Source organism: Oceanobacillus aidingensis (assembly GCF_042654105.1).
Classification (GTDB): Bacteria; Bacillota; Bacilli; order Bacillales; family Amphibacillaceae; genus Oceanobacillus; species Oceanobacillus oncorhynchi.
Map to the genome: position 1 here is coordinate 55,309 of NZ_JBHSFT010000002.1, position 20,771 is coordinate 76,079.

General features: G+C 38.0%; 16 protein-coding genes and 1 pseudogene. 14 read left to right on the plus strand and 3 right to left on the minus strand.

The features are described from left to right. The first annotated feature begins 3 nt into the window (after nt 1-3). From ACFO3P_RS02845 to ACFO3P_RS02910, 14 genes and pseudogenes are all read left to right on the plus strand, one after another. Nucleotides 4-957 (plus strand): transketolase family protein, encoded by a 954-nt coding sequence (locus ACFO3P_RS02845; protein ID WP_193062847.1) that lies wholly within the window; start codon nt 4-6, stop codon nt 955-957. A gap of 119 nt (nt 958-1,076) precedes the next feature. Continuing rightward, nucleotides 1,077-2,504 carry an aldehyde dehydrogenase family protein gene (locus tag ACFO3P_RS02850; protein ID WP_256705657.1) on the plus strand — a complete coding sequence of 476 codons (1,428 nt, stop codon included), beginning with the start codon at nt 1,077-1,079 and terminating at the stop codon, nt 2,502-2,504. 104 nt (nt 2,505-2,608) lie between these two features. Further along, nucleotides 2,609-3,637, plus strand: coding sequence for an inositol 2-dehydrogenase (gene iolG, locus ACFO3P_RS02855; RefSeq protein WP_256705658.1), 1,029 nt, complete (start codon nt 2,609-2,611; stop codon nt 3,635-3,637). 32 nt (nt 3,638-3,669) lie between these two features. Then, nucleotides 3,670-4,659 (plus strand): Gfo/Idh/MocA family protein, encoded by a 990-nt coding sequence (locus tag ACFO3P_RS02860; RefSeq protein ID WP_193062852.1) that lies wholly within the window; start codon nt 3,670-3,672, stop codon nt 4,657-4,659. An 86-nt stretch (nt 4,660-4,745) separates the two neighbouring features. Beyond that, on the plus strand, nt 4,746-6,338 hold the full coding sequence (locus tag ACFO3P_RS02865; protein ID WP_193062854.1) for a solute:sodium symporter family transporter: 1,593 nt from the start codon (nt 4,746-4,748) through the stop codon (nt 6,336-6,338). A gap of 352 nt (nt 6,339-6,690) precedes the next feature. After that, nucleotides 6,691-8,175: a sugar ABC transporter ATP-binding protein gene (locus ACFO3P_RS02870; protein WP_226894747.1), complete on the plus strand. Its 1,485-nt coding sequence runs from the start codon at nt 6,691-6,693 to the stop codon at nt 8,173-8,175. A gap of 6 nt (nt 8,176-8,181) precedes the next feature. Continuing rightward, on the plus strand, nt 8,182-9,216 hold the full coding sequence (locus tag ACFO3P_RS02875; RefSeq protein WP_193062856.1) for an ABC transporter permease: 1,035 nt from the start codon (nt 8,182-8,184) through the stop codon (nt 9,214-9,216). 141 nt (nt 9,217-9,357) lie between these two features. Continuing rightward, nucleotides 9,358-10,371: a zinc-binding dehydrogenase gene (locus ACFO3P_RS02880; RefSeq protein ID WP_042531737.1), complete on the plus strand. Its 1,014-nt coding sequence runs from the start codon at nt 9,358-9,360 to the stop codon at nt 10,369-10,371. Between the two features lie 99 nt (nt 10,372-10,470). Continuing rightward, complete coding sequence (locus tag ACFO3P_RS02885; protein ID WP_042535974.1) at nt 10,471-11,625, plus strand: Gfo/Idh/MocA family protein; 1,155 nt, start codon at nt 10,471-10,473, stop codon at nt 11,623-11,625. A gap of 31 nt (nt 11,626-11,656) precedes the next feature. Then, complete coding sequence (locus tag ACFO3P_RS02890) at nt 11,657-12,634, plus strand: sugar ABC transporter substrate-binding protein (RefSeq protein ID WP_042531739.1); 978 nt, start codon at nt 11,657-11,659, stop codon at nt 12,632-12,634. A gap of 395 nt (nt 12,635-13,029) precedes the next feature. Then, on the plus strand, nt 13,030-13,998 hold the full coding sequence (locus ACFO3P_RS02895; protein ID WP_289584968.1) for a sugar ABC transporter substrate-binding protein: 969 nt from the start codon (nt 13,030-13,032) through the stop codon (nt 13,996-13,998). A 125-nt stretch (nt 13,999-14,123) separates the two neighbouring features. Continuing rightward, the gene (locus ACFO3P_RS02900; protein ID WP_289584969.1) at nt 14,124-15,092 is read left to right on the plus strand and encodes a sugar ABC transporter substrate-binding protein; all 969 of its coding nucleotides are present in this window, start codon (nt 14,124-14,126) and stop codon (nt 15,090-15,092) included. Between the two features lie 198 nt (nt 15,093-15,290). Beyond that, nucleotides 15,291-16,315 (plus strand): annotated as a pseudogene (gene iolG, locus ACFO3P_RS02905) (bifunctional inositol 2-dehydrogenase/D-chiro-inositol 1-dehydrogenase). 175 nt (nt 16,316-16,490) lie between these two features. Further along, complete coding sequence (locus ACFO3P_RS02910; protein WP_289584970.1) at nt 16,491-17,711, plus strand: MFS transporter; 1,221 nt, start codon at nt 16,491-16,493, stop codon at nt 17,709-17,711. Nucleotides 17,712-17,836: 125 nt separating this feature from the next. Here the strand turns inward: ACFO3P_RS02910 and iolG (ACFO3P_RS02915) are convergent, their stop codons facing one another. The 3 genes from iolG (ACFO3P_RS02915) to iolE all read right to left on the minus strand — a co-directional run bounded on the left by iolG (ACFO3P_RS02915) (nt 17,837) and on the right by iolE (nt 20,762). Next, entirely contained in the window at nt 17,837-18,847 is a 1,011-nt protein-coding gene (gene iolG, locus ACFO3P_RS02915; protein WP_042531747.1) for an inositol 2-dehydrogenase, read from the minus strand. 61 nt (nt 18,848-18,908) lie between these two features. Continuing rightward, the gene (gene fba / locus ACFO3P_RS02920; protein ID WP_289584971.1) at nt 18,909-19,766 is read right to left on the minus strand and encodes a class II fructose-1,6-bisphosphate aldolase; all 858 of its coding nucleotides are present in this window, start codon (nt 19,764-19,766) and stop codon (nt 18,909-18,911) included. 93 nt (nt 19,767-19,859) lie between these two features. Then, nucleotides 19,860-20,762 (minus strand): myo-inosose-2 dehydratase, encoded by a 903-nt coding sequence (iolE, locus tag ACFO3P_RS02925; protein ID WP_289584981.1) that lies wholly within the window; start codon nt 20,760-20,762, stop codon nt 19,860-19,862. Nucleotides 20,763-20,771 lie beyond the last annotated feature (9 nt).

The window sequence follows — 20,771 nt, forward strand, 5'->3', positions numbered from 1 at the left end:
AACATGAAGACAATTTTATCTGCTGAAAAACAAACCATGAGAGATGGACTAAGTAAAACAATGCTGCGGTTATCTCAAGAAGATGAGAACGTATATGTTTTGGACGGAGATTTAGGGACATCAACAAAGGCTGATGTTGTTGCAGACAATAACCCGGAGAAATTCCTGCAAATGGGGATTGCTGAACAAAATATGATGAGTGCTGCAGCCGGTTTAGCGACAACAGGAATACAGCCATGGACATTTAGTTTTGCCGCATTTTTGTCTAAAAGATCTATTGACCAAATTCAAGTTCAAATCGCACAGCCAAAATTAAATGTAAAAATGATTGGCGGTTACAGTGGATTACTGACAGGGTTAACCGGAAAAACACATCAATCCTTAGAAGATATCGCTATTTTCCGTACCTTGGCGAATATGGTTGTACTTGCTCCAGGAGATAGTAAAGAAGTGGAAAAAGTAATGGAGTTTGCACATCAATATGATGGACCAGTTTATATTCGTGTAGCAAGAGACGCGTATCCTATTCTTTTCGATGATGATTATACGTTTGAACTTGGTAAAGCTGTAACCCTTAAAGAAGGAACAGATGCAACGATTATTTCTACTGGCACACAGACCAGCCGTTCTGTTGAAGCTGCAGAAAAATTAGAAGAAGAAGGTATTTCTGTAGAAGTGCTTCATATGCCGTCAATTAAGCCGTTAGATACGGAAGCAATTGTAAAGGCTGCTGAAAAAACGGGAGCCATTGTAACAGCAGAGGAACACAGTATTATTGGCGGATTAGGAAGTGCTGTAGCAGAGACATTGGTTGAAGAAAAACCTGTACCAGTGGTTCGTGTAGGGGTGAAGGATCGGAACTCAGAATCTGGGCCAAATGAAGCGATGTTAGATAAATACGAGATTTCTCCCAATCATGTTGCAGATGCAGTGAAACAAGTATTAAAGAAAAAATAATATAAAACAAGCATGTAGCAGAGAGTTTCCGTACGCTCTGTTACATGTCAGTTTCTTTGAATTCGTTTTCAATAAAATGAAAAAGGAAGGTTCACTTTAAGGAAATGGGAGTTGATAGGATGCAAAGCAGCATTTTAAAAGAAAAATTGTTTATTAATGGGGAATGGATCGAAACAGAAGGAACGCATCAGGTTTTTAATAAATATACGGGTGAATTATTTTCAGAAATTGCATTGGCAGATGAAAAAATTGTGGATCAGGCGATTAATGCAGCAGTTACAGCGCATAAGGAAATAGATTTCCCGGTAGAACAGCGCTATGAGGTTTTAATGCGTGCAGCTGATTTATTAAAGCAAAATCAGGCTGCATTGGCGGAAACAATTGCTATAGAAGGCGGTAAGCCGATTTCAGATGCAAATGTAGAAGTTACAAGATCCGTTTCGACATTGCAGGTTGCAGCAGAAGAAGCGAAGAAATTAACCGGTGAAATTATTCCAAATTACAATGCTCCGGGAAGGTTTTTATATACAGTAAAAAAACCAGTTGGCGTGGTTGCTGCAATAACTCCATTTAATTTCCCGTTAAATCTTGTCGTTCATAAAGTAGGTCCTGCATTAGCTGCAGGCAATCCAATTATTATAAAGCCTGCTTCAGATACTGCTACGACAACCGTGAAATTATGTCAATTACTAGAGGAAGCCGGCGTTCCAAAAGGTTATGTGCAATGCGTTGTCGGCAGCGGACGAACAGTTGGCGAGCAATTATTAAATGATGAACGAATTGTCCATTATACCTTTACCGGCTCTCCGGCTATTGGGAAACATATTCAACAAACTATCGGATTGCGTAAAGCTACTTTAGAGCTGGGTTCAAACTCGGCAACCATTGTCCATCATGATACAGATGTGGAAAAAGCAGCAAAAAAAATTGCAAGAATGGCAAACGTAAATGCGGGTCAGGTTTGTATTTCTGTTCAACGGGTTTTTGTCCATGATTCCATCAAAGAAGCCTTTTTAGATACTTTAGTAAGAGAAGTTGCTCAATTAAAAGTAGGAGACCCTTTAAATAAAGATACCAATGTCGGTCCAATGATCAGCGAAAAAGAAGCTAAGCGTATTGAATCATGGATAGATGAAGCGGTATCTGCAGGAGCTGTTGTTCTGACTGGTGGCAAGAGAGAAGGAAGCGTGGTTCAGCCTGCTGTTCTGACAAATGTTAAAAAAGGGCTGAAAATCGTTGATGAAGAAGCCTTTGCTCCAATCGTTTCTGTTTCTTCGTACGATACGATAGAAGAAGCTGTTGCGTTAGTAAACGATTCGAAATACGGTTTGCAAGCAGGAATTTATACTTCCGATTTAAAATTATCTTACCAAATTCCTTACTTACTGGAGGTTGGCGGCGTTATTGTTAATGACACATCAAGCTTTCGTGCGGACCAAATGCCATATGGCGGTGTAAAAGAGAGCGGGAATGGAAAAGAAGGTCCTGCTTACGCTATTCAAGAATTAGTTGAGACGGTAACAGTAGTTGTGAATTTAGAAGAATAATAAACAGCTGTAGAGAAAAGATCTCTTTGGTTAATTGGCTGAAAACGCAGTGTAATGAAATCAAAGAGATTTTTCCCGGCTAAAATAAAAGGGGGAATCATAGGGTGAGCAGTAATGACATAACGGTCGGTGTTATTGGAGCGGGAAGAATTGGTCAATTGCACGTAAATAATTTAAAGCATTTTACAGGTATACACGTGAAAACAATCTCTGATGTTTTCACAGAACATTTAGGTGATTGGTTTGAAACAACTGGAGCAGAATACCTTACTAAGAACTATCAGGACATATTAAATGATACAGAAATAGATGCCATACTAGTTTGTTCTCCAACGGATACCCATGCCGCTATTATTAAAGACGCTGCCAAAGCAGGGAAGCATATTTTTTGTGAAAAACCAATTAGTTTTTCAGATGCAGAATCTTTAGAGGCTTATGAAGCGGTTAAACAAGCTAATGTGAAATTTCAAATTGGCTTTAACAGAAGGTATGACCCAAATTTTGATAAGGTCAAAAGATTAGTAGAGGCTAAAGAAATTGGAGATTTACACATCCTAAAAATTACATCAAGAGATCCAGCTCCGCCCACCTTGGATTATGTATCAAAATCTGGCGGTTTATTTGCTGATATGACTATCCATGATTTTGATATGGCTCGATTTATTTCAGGATCAGAAGTCATTGAAGTTTTTTCTCAAGGAACAGCCTTAGTGAATCCGGAGATTAAAGAATTGGACGATATTGATACAGCAATTACTTCTTTAAAGTTTGCTAATGGTGCGATGGGGGTTATTGATAATAGCCGTCAAGCTGTCTATGGTTATGATCAGCGTCTTGAAGCATTTGGAACAAAGGGGTTTGTAAATGTAAATAATGAAACAAATACGAGAGTAGAAGTCCAATCCGCAGTCGGTATAAATCAAGATAACCCACTGTACTTTTTCCTTGAAAGGTATAATGATGCTTATATTCAAGAAATAGCTGAGTTTTTTGCTGCTATCAAAAATGATGATAAAATTTCGTGTACATTTAAAGATGGCATTATGGCCCAGCGTATTGCTGAAGCAGCAAAAGAATCCTTAGATTTAGGAAAACCGGTAAAAGTGAAACAATTGGATAAAGTAAAATTGTAGAATCTATTAGGTAATTCTTTGGAGGGAAAGTAATGAAAAAAATAAACTGGGGTATTCTAGGTGCTGCGAATATAGCATATGAACAGGTCGTCCCCGCTATCAGAAGATCAGAGAGAGCCTTCGTTTCTGCAGTAGCATCAAGAACAAAAGAAAAAGCAGAACGATTCAATACACCTGAAATCTATGATACGTATGAAGAAATGTTAAACGATGATTCCATTGATGCTGTTTACATTCCACTGCCAAATGCGCTGCATAAGGAGTGGGCTGTGAAAGCTTTAAACGCGGAGAAACATGTTTTATTAGAAAAACCGGCAGCGCTTACAGTTGAGGGAATGGTGGAGATAAAAGCAGCTGCCGATGAAAATAATGTTATTTTTATAGAAGCATTTATGTATCAATATCATCAACAGCACCAAAGAGTGAAAGAACTATTAGATTCAAAAATAATAGGTGAATTCCGTCATTTAAAAGCACATTTTTCCTGGATGCTTCATCATGAAAATGATATTAGGCTTAACCAAGAACTTGGCGGCGGTGCTATGTGGGATGTCGGCTGCTATGGCGTTCATGCTGTTACGCAAATTTTTGGAATGAAGCCAATAAAAGTGTCAATGAGTGGAAATATTCATCCGGATTATAATGTAGATTTAACGTCTACAACGGTCTTTATTGATGAACAGCATCGAACGGCAGAAGTATCTGCTTCGATGGAATTACCATTTATAGATCGATATGAAGCTATCGGTCCTAAAGGATCTCTATTGGTTGAATCCGCATTTCGTCCAGATGTATCTGCTGATCAAAGAGGTAAAGTGATTGTGAAAGATATCGATGGAAATATCATTTTATTGGAAACCTTTCAATCGGATCAATATTTGAATCAGATAGAGCACTTCCAGGATTGTATTATAGAAGGTAAGAAACCGATCTATGATGCAGAGGATTCCATTGAGATTACACGTTATATAGAAAGAAGTTATCAATCTTTATATAACGATTCAGTATTAAAAAGTATTTAAAGTTAGTGTAACGATGTGGATTTTACTAAATATTTTCTTGTTTTAACACTTAGATAATAATTTAAGTGCATGAAGGAGAGGTTTTTTTGAATTTGTTTAGCATTATCAGCTTTATATTAGTATTAGTATTCATATACATCTATGCATTTTTTCGAACCAGAAGCATAGATAAAAAAAGTTCTGAAGGTTACTTTTTGGGAGGTAGATCGCTTGTCGGTGCAACGGTTGGTATGACGATTATTATGACTAACCTCTCGACAGAGCAGCTAGTGGGACAAAATGGTCAAAGTTATGTGGCAGGCATGGAAGTAATGGCATGGGAAGTGACCTCTTCTGTTGCTATTGTTTTGCTGGCATGGGTCTTTTTGCCGAAATATTTTAAATATGGTGTAAATACGATATCTGATTTTATTGAAATAAGATATGATACGTTTACTAAAAGAATTGTTTCGATTCTCTTTATATTTACTTATATAGTCAGCTTTATGCCTGTTGTTTTATATTCAGGGGCGCTGATATTTAATGATTTATTCGGACTTGACCAATACTTGGGTATTAGTAGAACAACTGCTGTTGTTATTATTTCTACGATTATTGGTTTGGTAGGAGTTATCTATTTATTTGTCGGCGGGCTTTCCCTTATTGCACATAGTGATTCAATCTATGCTGTTGGTCTGCTTCTCGGGGGAATGACCATTACGGTATTGGCTCTGATTGCACTTGGAGAGAATAGCTTTTTCACTGGCTTAGATAAGCTTTTAGCGAACACGCCTGAAAAATTAAACGCCTGGGGAGCGGTAGATTCAGCAATGGTGCCTTGGCCAACATTATTTTTAGGAATGTTTTTTAATAACTTATACTTCTGGTGTACAAACCAAATGATTGTTCAAAAAGCATTAGCAGCGAAAAATTTAAAAGAAGCACAAAAAGGTGCCATATTTGTTGGATTCTTTAAAATTTCAGGCTTGTTCTTCTTAGTTCTGCCTGGTGTTATCGCCTATAATATATTTGGCGATGGAATTCAAATGGATCTTGCCTATCCTGCATTAGTAGCTGAAGTATTACCTAATTGGGCTGCTGGACTATTTGGGGCGGTTGTATTTGGAGCAATTATGAGTTCTTTTGTCGGGGCTTTAAGTGCTACAGTGACTTTATTTAGTCTTGATTTTTATAAGCCTGTCATAAATAAGCAGGCTACAAATAGACAGATTGCTCTCGCAGGGAGAGTGTTAACCATCATTATTGGTATTATGGTAATTGTTATCGCGCCATTTATCTCTCTCTTTCCACAAGGATTGTTTGCTGTACTTCAAGAGTTTAATGGTCTATATAGTATGCCGCTCTTAGCTATTATCGTAGTCGGCTTCTATTCTAAAAAGACATCTGCTCTTGGCGCAAAAATAGCATTTATATTCCACATAGTGCTATATGCTTTGTCTAAAGTGGTAATCCCAGATATCCATTATCTATATGTTTGGAGTGTTCTATTTTTGGCGGATTTAGCTATTATATATTTCTATAGCCAAAAGAGGCCGGAAAAAGATGATTTCCAATTTGAAAAATATCAAAGCAAAGTGGATATTACTCCGTGGAAGCATGTCAGATGGACTGGTCTTGTCATTTTGGTAATTGTAGTAGCTTCTTATGTAGTCTTTTCTCCGCTTGTCTTGGCTAAATAATGTTAGCACAGTAATTCAATAAGGTAATTGTAACTGTAATTATATAGAGGTAAAAACAAGAAGATTTAAAATAGTCTTGACTTTGTAAATATACTTAGCTAAAATGGTTTTATGATTAAGCGCTTAATTAGATATTTTATTTTAGAAATTTATTTGTTATTATACTGATACCCTGTTTTTAATGAATAAAAATTACTTTTTATAAATATAAATTGTAAGCGATTTCTTTAATGATAATGATTAAGCGCTTTTTCTTTTCGGTTTTGTAGACTTAGTGTATTACATTTTGATTTAGATACTTTGGCATGAGTAAAAAAGCAAAGAACAAACAAAAAAGAAAGGGGCGATTCTTTTGCTTTTAGAAATGAAAAATGTCAGTAAGTCCTTCTCGGGCGTCCAAGTTCTTCATGATATTAATTTGGGCGTGAAAGAAGGAGAGGTTCATGTATTACTAGGGGAGAATGGCGCAGGGAAATCAACGATTATAAAAATATTAACAGGAGCTTATACAAAGGATACTGGCGATGTATATTGGGATAATCAAGTTTTAGAAGTGAATGCACCCAAGGATGCCATTGATGCTGGAATTGCGACAATTTACCAGGAACTGAATCTTATTCCTGAATTATCAGTTATGGAAAATATATTTTTAGGTCACGAGCAAAAGAAAGGAAACAAGTTTTCACTGCTTGATCGTACAACAATGAGAGAGAAAGCCAAAAAGTTAATGAGCAGACTCGGACAGAATACGGATCCGGATGAACTTGTACAGAATCTTGGTGTAGGACGGCAACAACTAGTGGAAATTGCTAAAGCGCTTTCTCTTAATGCCAGGTTGATTATCATGGACGAGCCCACTTCGAGTTTAAGCGGCAGTGAAACAGAACAGCTGTTACTGACAGTGGAGCGTTTGCGGGGACAAGGGATTACGTTTATATATATATCACACCGCCTGGAGGAAATCAAACGAATTGGAGATAGCATTACCATTCTGCGCGATGGAGCAAAGATAGATACCGTTAAAGTTGAAAATACATCTGTTGACGAAATGATTGCCCTGATGGTTGGCAGAACGCTAGATAATAAATTTCCCAAGCTGAATTCTTCAAGAGGAGAAGAAGGATTAAGAATAGAAAATTTCAAACTAAATAGTGAATCAAAAGAAATTAATTTCACTGCATATACGGGAGAAATACTAGGTTTCTCTGGGTTGGTCGGTGCAGGACGCACAGAATTGATGAGAGGAATTTTTGCAGCAGACAGTATTGAATCTGGAGATATCTATATTTTCGGAAAGAAAAAGAAAATTACAAATCCAAAGCAGGCTATTCGAGAAGGACTTGCATTTATTACAGAAGATAGAAAGGGGGAAGGGCTTTTTCTTGATCAGCCGCTACATTTTAATAAAACCATCGCTAAATTAAAAGAAATTAAAAGAAATGGACTGCTCAGTATAAGGAAGCAAAAAAATGTTTCGAACACTTATGTTGAAAGTTTGAAAATCAAACCGAATAATATTAATTTACTTGCTCAGAATTTAAGCGGAGGGAACCAGCAGAAAGTAGTCATTGCCAAGTGGCTGTTTACTCAGGCAAAAGTATTTATTTTTGATGAACCGACTCGAGGTATTGATGTAGGTGCAAAAGTTGAAGTTTATAATTTAATCAATGAATTAGTGAAATTAGGTGCATGTGTGATTATTGTTTCTTCGGAACTGCCGGAGATTTTAGGAATGTGCGATCGTATTCTGGTCATGCACGAAGGGGAAATTACAGGTGACTTTAAAGTGAAAGAAGCGAATCAAGAAATTATTATGAGAGCTGCGACAGGAGGGTGATTTGAAATGGAAGAAAGAGTAAAAGATATTGATGAAAAAATTGAAGAGCAAAAAGATGGAAAGCCGCCGAAACCATCGAAAGATCCTAAGAAAAAATGGGATGCAAGAGCAGTTTTAGATAAGTTTGGTGCATTGTTTGGCTTAATTGGTTTATCCGTTATTCTTACCATTCTTGCTCCGAGTTTTATTACGGTAGATAACTTGATGAATGTTGCCAGACAAGCATCCATCAACGCCCTATTGTCTCTGGGGATGCTTTTACCTATTATCACTGCTGGAATTGATTTATCTGTTGGTTCTATTTTGGCGCTATCCATTGTTTTAGGCGGAATTGTTACTGTATCTTGGGGGATGACGCCAGTAATAGGTTTAATTGTTTTGTTATTAGCAGGAGCGGCAGCCGGGTTAATTAACGGTTTATTATTAACAAAGCTGCGTTTACCACATCCGTTCATCTCAACCTTAGGAACAATGAATGTATACCGTGGTCTGGCGCTTATTGTAACAGGTGCATCACCTATTTTTGGTTTCCCACTATTAATTAACTATGTTGGACAAGAAAGTATCAATATCGTTCCAGTAAGTTTTATATTAGTTATTATTGTAGCGGTTCTTATGCATGTTTTCTTAAATAGAACAGCGACTGGAAGATATATTTATGCTATTGGCGGGAATAAAGAAGCTGCACGTCTATCTGGGATTCCGGTGGACCGTGTTCTCATTATTGTATATACAGTAAGTGGTTTTATGGCGGCACTTGGAGGATTAGTTCTAATTGGAAGAACCAATTCAGCATCTCCAATAGCGGGGTTAACATATGAGTTGGATGCAATTGCCGCTGTTATTATCGGCGGAGCGAGTTTCTTCGGCGGAGTAGGCACGGTAGTTGGCACATTGATTGGAGCATTAATTATCGCGGTTCTTCGTAACGGTTTGAATTTAATTGGTACGTCTTCTGATTTACAGACCGTTGTAATTGGTATTGTTATTATTTTAGCGGTATATGTTGATGTATTACGCAGAAAAGGAACAAAGAAATAAAATAGTCTTTTATTTTGTGGATACGAAAGAATTTTGATTATCTATTATTAACTCTATTAAAAGCAAGAGTTTTAAAGACGGAATATTGTGATAATAAAATTTTATATTTTTTGAAATTTGGTTAGCAGGAGGCATTAATTCATGCAAGCAGGAGTATTTAAAGAAATTGGAAAATTAGAATTACAAGATAGAAATGAACCTGATCGAGTAACAGAAAATGAAGTGAAAATTAAAGTGGAAGCAGCCAGTATTTGCGGGACAGATGTCCATATATTAGCTGATCCGCCAGGGCATCCAGCAACTCCAGGATCCGTTTTAGGGCATGAATATGTTGGAGAAATTGTGGAAATAGGAAAGGAAGTAGGAAATGTAAAGGTGGGAGACCGTGTCATAGTAGACCCGACTACTACATGCGGCGAATGTGAATACTGTGGTATGGGATTAGTAAATATGTGTGATAACAGTTCAAGTATAGGAATTTTTAAAGATGGAGGATGGGCTTCATACAGTGTCCTGCCAGCAAAAAATGTATTTAAAGTGTCAAAAGAAGTACCGCCAGAAGTAGCGGTACTGGCAGAACCCTTATCTTGCGTTATTAACGGCAGTGAAAAAATAAATATTCAGCCAGGAGATAGTGTTGTCATTTTGGGAACTGGTCCAATGGGACAACTGTTTACGCAAGTAGCAAAAGCTGCAGGAGCAGGAAAAATAATTTGCTCTGACTTCTCTGATTATCGTCTGAGATTTTCAGAAAAATCTGGAGCAACACGGACGGTCAACCCGAAACAGGAGGATATTTACGAAGTAGTTAAAGCTGAAACAACTATTGGAGCGGATGTGGTGGTTGATTGCGTGGGTGCTTTAATGAACCAGGCAGTTGAACTGGTTCGGAAAGGAGGGCAAGTATTAGTTTTAGGGATGAATGAACATGTTGCACCAGCTATCAAACAATATGATATTACAAGAAATGAAATTACGATCAAAGGAACTTATATACAAAACTTTGATTTTCCAAAAGTAATCAAGATTTTAGAAGCTAATTTGCTCAATTTAGAAGAGCTTATTACTCATAAGATCACATTAAATCAAATTCATGAAGGTATTGAAAATATGAGGAAAGGTGAGGCAATAAAAATTGTAGTATATCCGGAATGAGCAGGATTAAAGTGTATTTCATACTAGTTAATATCAGAAATATAAAAATGGGAGGAGTCGAATCTATTGAGTGAGGAAAAGAAGGAAATAAGAGTCGGAATGATTGGCTACAAGTTTATGGGTAAAGCTCACAGTAATGCATATCGCAACTTGCCATTTTTCTTTAATTTGAATGTTGTTCCAGTTATGAAGGCAATTTCTGGACGAAACGAAGCAAAGGTAAAAGAAGCGGCTCAAGCATTTGGCTGGGAATCTTATGAGACGGACTGGAGGAAACTGATTGAACGTGATGATATCGATATGATCGATATAGCTACTCCAAACAATATGCACTACGAGATGGCAATAGCAGCAGCGAAGGCAGGAAAACATATTATTTGTGAGAAACCACTTGCGATGAATACGAGGCAAGCGAAAGAGATGTATGATGCTGCATGTAAAAGTGGGAGCATTCATATGATTTGCCACAATTATCGTTTTGCTCCGGCAGTGCAGTTTGCTAAACGACTTATTGAGCAGAATCGTTTAGGGAAAATCAACCATGTCCGAGGGACTTACTTGCAGGATGTATATTTAGATACAGAATCCCCCATTACTTGGAGGACAAGGAAAGAAATAACAGGGTTAGGCGTTCTGGGAGATATTGGCTCACACAATTTGGATTTAGCAAGATTTTTAGTAGGAGAATTTCAAGAGGTTGCAGCTTTGACAGAAACCTTTGTAAATCAGAGGCCAGCAGCTGAATCTGAAAATCAGAATGAAGCAGATAAGAAGCAGATGGAAGATGTAACTGTTGAAGATGCAGCAGCACTGATTGCCCGTTTTGAAAATGGTGCAATTGGAACATTCGAAGCAACGAAACTTGCTGGAGGAAATTTGAATGGGAATCGCTTTGAAATTAATGGGGAAAAAGGTTCGATTCGCTGGGATTTAGAGAATTTAAATAATCTGGAAGTATATTTTACAGATGATGAACCTGGTATCCGAGGGTACAGAACGATTAACTGTACGGAAAAATATCACCCATATGCTGAGGCGTATTGGCCAGTGGGACATATTATTGGCTATGAACATACCTTTATTAACCTCTTATCTGATTTTTTTAATGGCATTGAGCAAGGGAGTAGTCCTAGACCAAATTTTGAAGACGGCTTACGCAATCAGATTTTGCTAGAATCCATTGAAGAGTCAGCTGCTAAAAAAGTATGGATTAATGTTTCAGAAAAAAGCAACAGTATCTCTATTAAAGAATAACTATAAATTAGTAAAAGAGGTAATGAGTATAATGACAAAAATCAAATATTATCTATTAACTGTATTTTTAGTAGCTATATTAACGCTTGCAGCTTGTGCAGAAGACGGTGATGCAAGTGATTCATCATCAAGTGCGGGCGGAGAGGGGAAACCTATTATTGCAGTAGTTTTAAAAGGGTCGGATCAGGAATATTTTAAATTGGCTGAGGCAGGAGCAAAACAGGCATTTGAAGATTTTGATGTAAATGGTACTTTTCAGGCTGCCTCTACACAGACAAATACAACAGAGATTATTAATATTTTAGAAGATTTATTAGTTGAAGAGCCAGATGCACTTGTTGCAATGCCTAGTACAGAAGAACAAACGCCAGTCCTTCAGCGGTATCGAGAAAAGGATATACCAGTCTTGCTGATTGATACAGATTTAGATTGGGAAGAAAAAACGACTTACATTGGAACAAACAATTATACAGCTGGGCAAGAAGCTGCGAAACTTTTATCCTCTGATTTATCAGAAGGAGATGAAGTTGCGATTTTAGAAGGGGTTTCAGGTGCGGCGGTAAGTGAGGAAAGAGTTAGCGGAGTGAACGATGTAATGGAAGAGCAAGGGATAAATATTGTTGCCTCTCAAGCTGCTGATTTTGACCGTGCAAAGGCAGTAAATACAATGGAGAATATTTTAACAGCCCATCCAGATATTCAAGGAGTGTTTGCAGCGAATGATGAAATGGCGATGGGAGCCTTTGAAGCAGTAAGTGCGCAAAATTTAGATATACCAATTATTGGGGTTGATGGAACGAGTGATGCATTAGACTCGATTAGTAATGGCGGACTGACTGCAACAGTTGCTCAAAGCCCATATCAAATGGGGTATCAGGGGGTAGAAAACGCATTAAAGGCTATTGAGGGGGAAATGATTGATAAGGAAATTGATATTGATGTGGAAATACTAACAGAAGAAAATGCTGGAGAAACGCTTGATGAAATTAATGGTATTTTAGAGAAATAAATTTTCATTGTCTATAAATTCTTTAGAAAAACTAGACAACAGAGAGGAGTGTATGAGTTAAAAAGGTGAAAATTGGTTTTATTGATGTTGGCTGGATGGGGAAGGCTCACAAACAATTAAATTATCAATGTTTGACATCTTACTAGGAAAAGTAATGATAGATACGAACGTTGATTTAGCAGCTATTGCCTCAACAAATGCTTTTCATTATGGAGTGTCTAAAGAAGTATGTATATTGTAAAAAATCCTTGCAATTATTCCTGAACAATCTAAAAAATTAGCGGGTTTGATCCAAGAAGAGATGATGAACTTTGTAGATTTCAATAATGTTCATAAGCCAGCTGCTGCATATATCAGAATTTTATTTTAATAATGATAACCAAAGGAGAATCGATATGAAAAGATTTAACTATTTAGTTATTTTCACCATGGTATTACTTTTGTCAGCTTTAGCTGCATGTTCGTCTGAAGACTCTAATGCGAGTGAAGATGGCAGTGAATCTTATAAATTTGCTACTGTACTCATGGCGTTAAATTCTGATTATTGGCAGATGCATAAAGCTGGTGCTGAGGATGCTGCGGCAGACCTTGGGATTTCTTTAGAAGTGTTAGGACCAGCAGAAGAAACGATGTTTGAGGAGCAGGTTAAAATTGTTGAAGATCAAATTTCTTCAGGAGCGGATGCTATCATTGTTGCCCCAAGTCTGCCAGAAGCGATGCTGCCAATCTTAAATCAGGCTGAAGGGATGGACATTCCTGTCGTATTGGCAGATGCGGATGTGGAAGATTTTGAAGGTAAAGTTACCTTTATAGGCACAGAGAATTACGATGCTGGTAAATTAGCAGGTGAGTATATTAGTGATCAATTGGAAGAAGGAGACAAAGTAGCGATTATCCGTGGACAACTGGGAGCAAAAGTACATGATGAGCGTACAAATGGATTTCAAGATGCTTTGGATGAGAAAAACCTGGAATTTATTGTTCAAGATGCTCAAAGTGATCGGGTGAAGGCAGTAAATATTATGGAAAATATATTGACTAGTGATGATGATATAAAAGCAGTATTTGCAACGTCGGATGAAATGGCATTAGGAACATATCAAGGGCTAGAAAATCAAGGGAAAACAGACATTCCTTTAATTGGTTTTGATGGCACTCCAGATGGTTTGCAGGCAGTTATGGATGGAAAAATAACGGCAGAAATTGCTCAGGATCCTTATCAAATGGGGTATTCAGCTGTTGAATCTGCTTACCAAGCACTGCAAGGAGAAGATGTAGAAGACAGAATAGATTCTGGAGCAAAAGTGATTACTAGTGAAAACGTAGAAGAGGAAATCGAGTTAAGTAACAGCTATTTAGAATAGCATTAAAATTATTCTAAATAAAATAATTTTAACATTAGGAAGTATATTATTAGAATTTTCCGATGTTAAAGAAGACCGAATTGGATTTTATACTTTTTTAAATATAAAATTGTGGAGGTTTTATAATGAAAAGAATAGTTTTTTTAATTATTACTTCACTGCTTTTGTTTTTAGCTGCATGTACGAATGAAAATTCTGGGGAAGCTTCGAACGGGAGTGGAAATGAGTCCTATAAAATGGCATCGGTTTATATGACATTAAGCTCTGATTATTGGCAATTGCATAAAGCTGGTGCCGAAGCCGCAGCAGATGATTTAGGAATTTCATTAGATGTGCTAGGGCCTGCTGAGGAAACGATGTTTGAAGAGCAAGTAAAAATCGTTGAAGATCAGCTTTCTGCGGGAGCAGATGCTTTAGTAGTTGCGCCGAGTTTGCCAGAAGCGATGCTGCCAGCTTTACAGCAGGCTTCTAACCAGGATGTTCCTGTCGTTTTAGCAGATGCAGATATAGAAGAGTTTACTGATAAAGTAACATTTGTAGGTGTAGAAAATTATGAGGCTGGCAAACTTGCTGGAGAGTATATCAGTGAACAATTGGAAGATGGAGATACCGTAGCAATTATTCGTGGGCAGCTTGGAGCAAAAGTACATGATGATCGTACAAACGGATTTCAAGATGCATTGGAAGAGAAAGATATTGAAATCGTTGTACAGGATGGACAAAGTGATCGTGTGAGAGCAGTAAATATTACAGAAGATTTTCTAACAAATGATTTAGATATTAAAGCTATTTTTGCAACAAACGATGAAATGGCGCTTGGAGCACACCAAGGGTTGGATAATAACGCAAGAACGGATATCCCGGTTATTGGGTTTGATGGAACACCAGATGCACTTCAAGCGATAGTTGATGGAAAATTAAATGCAGATGTAGCTTACGATCCTTATCAAATGGGATACACATCCATTGAATCTGCCTACAAAGCGCTTGAAGGTGAAGAGGTAGATGATGAAATTTTTGCAGAAGTCAACGTAGTTACAAGTGAAACGGCAGAAGAAGAAGTAGAAAAAATCAATGGTTATTTAGGTAATTAGTAATCAATTATCCAAATAATATTCCTGTCCATGATAGAAGGATGGGAATATTTGATTTCTTAATTGGTGCAGGCGGGTGCGGATACGGCAGAATACACTGACTGTGAAACTGCCGTTCTATCCCAAATAGATGTTTATAAAAGTCTAAAAAAGCAAGAACATTTTAAAGGTATTTTAATTATATAGGGAGGAATTAGAATGGTATTAAAAATAGGAGTTATTGGTACAGGAGCAATCGGAAAGGATCATATCCATCGGATTACAAATACGCTGACCGGAGGGGAAATTATTGCTGTAACGGATGTAAATCCAGAACAGGCAGAAGCTGTTGTAGAAACGGAAAATCTAAATGCAGAAATCTTTAAGATGGTCATGCATTAATACAATCTCCCAATGTGGATGCGGTAGTTGTAACGTCCTGGGGGCCGACGCATGAGGAATTTGTGTTAGCTTCTATTGCAGCTGGAAAACCTGTGTTTTGCGAAAAACCGCTTGCTACTACAGCTGAAGGTTGTAAACGTATTGTAAAAGCTGAAGTTGAAAGTGGAAAGCAATTAGTAACAGTAGGGTTTATGCGAAGATATGATCAGGGTTATCGTGCCTTGAAAAAAACCATTGAAGAGAATCAGATTGGTACTCCATTGATGCTTCATTGTGCTCATCGGAATCAAAATGCACCTGCATTTTATGGAGATATGCCAATTACAGATTCTTTTGTGCATGAAATTGATATTTTAAGATGGCTGCTTCAGGATGATTATGTATCTGTTCAAGTAATCCAGCCGAGGAGAACTCGTTTTGCAAATGATGGGATGCAGGATCCTTACATGATATTATTAGAAACAAAAGAAGGTATTCGCATTGACGCAGAAGTATTTGTTAATTGTCAATATGGTTATGATGTTCAATGCCAAGTAGTTGGAGATACTGGAATTGCTAATCTGCCAGAGCCTGCCAGTGTCATAGTTCGTAAAGATGCTAAACTTTCTTCCGATATTTTAACGGATTGGAAGCCTCGTTTTATTGATGCGTATGATGTAGAAATACAAGAATGGATAGACGCAACGGTAAAAGGTGAAATGAATGGACCATCAGCTTGGGATGGTTATGTTGTTTCTATGACAGTGGATGCTTGCCTGGAAGCGAAAAATTCAGGAAAGATTATTCCTATTGATTTACCTGAATGCCCGAGTTTTTATAGAGAAGCAAAGGTAGAAGTCTGATATATTTTTGGAATTTTAACAGAAGCGTTAGGATAACAAAAAATCAATGACTATAAGCAGTCAATCAATTAATCAAATAATATTCCTGTCCACGGCATATGGATAGGAATATTTGTAATTTCTTATGGACGGATATGAAAAAAATGTATATCCATGTATAGGTAGGGAGGATTTTATGTCAAATATAGCATATGTTCAAAAGAGGGAAGAAAGAGTAATACTAAAAAAAGACCATGTCATTTTTCTAGCAGCTATATTTTGTTTTTGGTTTGCTACTTATATTTATTCACCCGTTTTCGGTGTGTACCTGCAATCAAAAGGGTTTTCGTATACTGCAGTGGGTGTTATTATCGGAAGCTACGGTATCACTCAAATCCTATTAAGACTGCCGCTCGGAATTTTATCGGATTATTTAAGTAAATTAAGAAAACAGTTATTTGTAGGAGGATTTGCCGTATCACTTCTTAGTTGCCTGATTTTAGTTTATTTCGATTCATTTTTAATGATTATGCTTGCACGATTGATGGCTGGAGTTACTGCGTCTATGTGGGTAATGGCTACGGTTTTGTATACATACTATTTTGGAACAGGTCAATCTGCCAAAGCAATGGGAACATTGCAATTTATTACTGTAGCTACACAGTTTGCAAGTATGGCAATCAGTGGATTTATCGTTGAGCAACTTGGCTGGAACGCACCGTTTTGGATTGGAGCGATTGCTTCCGTGGCAGGAATTCTATTGGCATGGCAGATTAAAGATTTACAACAGCCCGAATCGATGTCAAATACAGATTTTAATTTATTATCTCATTTACGTGTTTTATTAACATTACCTGGATTGAAAATGATTACGTTTTTATCACTTGCTGCTCATGCTATCTTGTTTATCACTATCTTTGGTTTCAGTCCAATTATAGCTGCTGAAAATGGCGTATCTGAAACAGCATTCATTTGGTTAGTTAGTGCATTTTTTATTCCACACGCATTAGCTTCTCTAAGTTTAGTCTTTATAAAAATAGACAGCAGACACAATAGACGAATACTTTGGAGTTGTTTTGGAATAACTGGTATCTTTCTGCTGCTGGTTCCATTGACGGAGACGCTGCTTACATTATCTATGGTTCATTTTGTGATTGGTTTGGCACTTGGTTTTGTGTTTCCTATTTTGTTAGATGAGGTTGTTCGCTGCAGTCCCGCGTACTTAAAGATGTCAGCAATGGGATTTTTTCAATCTTTTTATGCAGTGGGTATCTTTTTGGGACCGCTGGCTGCAGGCAGTATTGCGGAGCATACTGGTTTAAGTGAAGTGTTTTATTTTACAGGAATATTTGCGTTAGTAACGGTTATGGCGGTGTTGTTCTTGTTTCAAAGACATAGCCGTATGTTAGAAAAATGAGGGTTTGGATTACAAATACTTTGAGAGGTAAAGCATCGTCTCTTATTTACAGATAAAAAGAAAAGGCAAGCAATAAGTTGCTCGTCTTTTCTTTTTATCAATTTAAAAGTTAAAGTCATCTCATATTAACGAAGCTCACTCAATTCAACCGTACGATTCTCTTTCCAGGAAAGTTTCGCAGCTTTTGCTAACAGCTCAGCCTGTAGCCCGTCCTCGAATTTTGCCACGACGGGTTTATCTTCTAAAATAGATTGGGCAAAATCATGGATTTCCGCGATGTATCCTTCATTATAACGCTCAAGGAAGAAATACATTGGCTTGTCCTCGGTAACCGCAGCATTTGTGCTTACTTTTACATTGGTCGGCTTCTGATTTTCTACCTGGACCATGCCGTTATTGCCGAATACTTCGATACGCTGGTCATAGCCGTATACTGCTTGGCGGCTGTTATCAATTACTCCCAGAGAATCATCTGCAAAGGTGAGGGTGATAATGGCTGTATCTACATCATCATTGCGTGAAAAACGATCATCTACCAGAGAAGACGCTTTTACGGTAATGTTTTTCACATCTTGACCGGATAAGTAACGAATCATATCGAAATCATGGATCGCCATATCGATAAATAGGCCGCCGGAGCGTTTTACATATTCTTCTGGCGGAGCTTCCGGATCACGGGAAGTGATTTTAATAACATGCGGTGTACCAATATCACCATTGCGGACAACATCATGTGCTTTTCTGAAATGTGTATCGAAACGGCGGTTAAAACCTACTTGGAATTTGACGCCTGTTTCTTTAATCACTTCCAAGGTTTCTTTTGTTTTTTCAATATCAAAGCTGATTGGCTTTTCGCAGAAAATATGCTTGTTATTCTTTGCTGCTTTTGTAATAAAATCAATATGGGTATCCGTGCTTGAGCAGATAAAAACAGCATCGATTTCTGGGTCATTAAGAATATCATCTGCATTCTGTGTGATAACAGGAACAGCCTTTAAATAATCGATATCCTTCAAGTGATCGGTGTATACATCAGAAATTGCTTTTAACTGGTATTTATCGGATAGCAGAATATTTTTAGCATGCAGCTGTCCGATACGTCCAGCGCCAATGATGCCTACAACTACTTTTGTCATTGTCATTCCTCCAAGTCTGTAACTGTCTATGTGAAGCGACAGTTGTTCTGATAATATGGACTTATGCTTTATTGGAAGAACCAAATAAATGCATTTTTTCTATTACTACTCTTTCAATTGCATTCATCCCTGTTGTCATAATTTCCGGGATCTTATGGGAATCTGGATGCTGCTCCAGGTAGTCACGTACTGCTTTTGTCCATGCTTGATTGCATTCGGTATTTACATTGATTTTGGCATGCCCGTATTCAATGGCTTTTACAATTTGGTGGGCAGGAATACCAGAACCGCCATGCAGAGCCAGAGGAACCTCATTCAGGTTGTCAGAGATTTCCTGCATTAAATCAAATGCCAGCTTTGGTTCACCCTGATAAACGCCATGAACCGATCCAAGCGCGGCTGCAAGCAGATCTACTCCGGTTTCTTCTACAAGCCGATAACACTCGTTTGGGTCCGCGTATTTGATGCCTGAAGTGATGCCATCCTCTGTACCGCCAACAGAACCGATTTCTGCTTCCACAGAGACATGCTGTTTATTTGCATAGTCGACAACCTCTTTGCTGTTGGCGATATTTTCTTCCAAAGGCAGCTTCGAGCCATCATACATAACAGAGCTGTAGCCTGCATCAACAGCTTCTTTACAGCGTTCTACCGATAAACCATGGTCGAGGTGCAGAACGACAGGTACGGTAATTCCCATTTCTTCTACCATTTTTTTGGTAGTGGCAGCAATCAATTTAAATCCGCCAAGGTAGTCTACGATACGATCCGTGGAAGCTAAAATAACGGGAGATTTTTCTTTTTCTGCTGCGCGTAATGTGGCTTCTGCCCATTGAAAGGTATTGATATTAAATTGGCCGACAGCATACTGGTTTTTCTTTGCTTCAGGCATCAGCTCTTTTAATGATACAAATGTCATTCTTTCACCTCCATTCTTTTTATAATTAAATATGCCGTACATTTCATGAAGAGGTTCACTCTAACATACTGCTTTTAAAGTGAACATCCTCATTTAGTTTGTGACTTTTTCGTTCAATACGTTTTCGTTAATATACTTGCGGGCCTTTAAAGCATATTCAAGCGGATGCGCAATTTCCGGATCCTGCTCTGCTTCAATCACAATCCAGCCCTGGTAGTTATTTTCCAGCAGCTTGTCATATACTTTTTTAAAGTCGATACCGCCATCGCCAGGTACCGTAAACATTCCGGCAAGAAAGGCAGAGCGGAAGGATAGACCGTCCTTTTCGCTCGTTTTCATGATATTGTCCCGAATATCTTTAAAATGCACATGTTTAATCCGGTCGATGTGCTTCTCTAATAACGGCATGTATGCTTTATCAGAGGCGTAAATGTGACCTGTATCGTAAAGCAAGTGAACCAGTCCCGGGTCGGTATTTTTCATCAAGCGGTCGACTTCTGCCAACGTCTGTACGCCGGTTCCGAGATGGTGATGATATACAAGCTTTAAGCCGTAACTGTCAGCGACTTCGCCGAGTACGTTCAAGCCTTCTGTAAGCTGATTCCATTCTTCATCTGAAAAAGTGGGCTTATCAGCAAAAACATTTTTAGGTAAGCCTTGAATACTGTAGGTTTGTTCGGATACAACAGCAACCGCAGCATCCACTTCTTTTAAATAAGCGCAGTGCTCACGGAATGCTTCCGATGCTTTCTCCACGCCATCTTGAATAATAAAACTGGAGAACCATTGTCCGGCAATCTTTAAGTTGCGGAGCTTTATTTCTTTTTTTAATGTTTTCGCATCAGGGAAGAAACCGCCGACTTCTGTGCCTTCAAATCCGGCAACAACGATATCGCTCAATAGATGCGATAGGGTATTGTCTTTTCCGATTTCCGGCATATCGTCATTTCGCCAGCCGATTGGTGCTATTCCCCAATGGATATCCTGTTTTCCCATCATTCATCA

Bases quoted from the DNA above. Each gene is read 5' to 3' on its own strand.
- ACFO3P_RS02845 (WP_193062847.1), top strand. From the start codon at position 4: ATGAAGACAATTTTATCTGCTGAAAAACAAACCATGAGAGATGGACTA.
- ACFO3P_RS02850 (WP_256705657.1), top strand. From the start codon at position 1,077: ATGCAAAGCAGCATTTTAAAAGAAAAATTGTTTATTAATGGGGAATGG.
- ACFO3P_RS02860 (WP_193062852.1), top strand. From the start codon at position 3,670: ATGAAAAAAATAAACTGGGGTATTCTAGGTGCTGCGAATATAGCATAT.
- ACFO3P_RS02875 (WP_193062856.1), top strand. From the start codon at position 8,182: ATGGAAGAAAGAGTAAAAGATATTGATGAAAAAATTGAAGAGCAAAAA.
- ACFO3P_RS02880 (WP_042531737.1), top strand. From the start codon at position 9,358: ATGCAAGCAGGAGTATTTAAAGAAATTGGAAAATTAGAATTACAAGAT.
- ACFO3P_RS02885 (WP_042535974.1), top strand. From the start codon at position 10,471: ATGATTGGCTACAAGTTTATGGGTAAAGCTCACAGTAATGCATATCGC.
- ACFO3P_RS02890 (WP_042531739.1), top strand. From the start codon at position 11,657: ATGACAAAAATCAAATATTATCTATTAACTGTATTTTTAGTAGCTATA.
- ACFO3P_RS02895 (WP_289584968.1), top strand. From the start codon at position 13,030: ATGAAAAGATTTAACTATTTAGTTATTTTCACCATGGTATTACTTTTG.
- ACFO3P_RS02900 (WP_289584969.1), top strand. From the start codon at position 14,124: ATGAAAAGAATAGTTTTTTTAATTATTACTTCACTGCTTTTGTTTTTA.
- ACFO3P_RS02910 (WP_289584970.1), top strand. From the start codon at position 16,491: ATGTCAAATATAGCATATGTTCAAAAGAGGGAAGAAAGAGTAATACTA.
- iolG (WP_042531747.1), bottom strand. From the start codon at position 18,847: ATGACAAAAGTAGTTGTAGGCATCATTGGCGCTGGACGTATCGGACAG.
- fba (WP_289584971.1), bottom strand. From the start codon at position 19,766: ATGACATTTGTATCATTAAAAGAGCTGATGCCTGAAGCAAAGAAAAAC.
- iolE (WP_289584981.1), bottom strand. From the start codon at position 20,762: ATGGGAAAACAGGATATCCATTGGGGAATAGCACCAATCGGCTGGCGA.